The organism is Clostridium sartagoforme AAU1 (genome assembly GCF_000401215.1).
GTDB lineage: Bacteria > Bacillota > Clostridia > Clostridiales > Clostridiaceae > Clostridium > Clostridium sartagoforme.
The window spans coordinates 1-364 of sequence record NZ_ASRV01000298.1; the positions used below are offsets into that span (position 1 = coordinate 1).

Here is a 364-nt window from a genome sequence, read left to right on the forward strand (position 1 = left end):
TCAATTAATATATGTATAGTTTTATTATTAGTAAATAAATCAAATTTATTATCTAGTTTAACTTTATACCTAGTTTGGGTATTTTCAATTTTAATAGGAATGCTAACCTTTGTTATATCAAGAAAATATAGAGTTGATAGTAAGTTTGATGTAGCTATATTATGCGTAACAATTTTTTCTATTATTAATTTATTATTTACAGGTGTTATTTTAAGGATAATATTAAAGATTCATTAAATAAGTTAGTAAAAAACTCAATTATGATAGAGAGAAGTATAAAATTATATAGTAAAAACTTTTATTGCAAAATACAAACATATACTAAATATTTGTATAAGGAGATAATCTTATGAATTATAAAAAA

1 protein-coding gene is annotated in these 364 nt (G+C 18.7%); it reads left to right on the top strand.

Features of this window, described 5'->3' with window-relative positions; translation table 11 throughout:
• Positions 1-237, top strand: a 237-nt coding sequence (locus A500_RS20915) for a hypothetical protein (RefSeq protein WP_016209228.1), incomplete at its 5' end; no start/stop codon positions are given.
• Between the last annotated feature and the right edge of the window lie 127 nt (positions 238-364).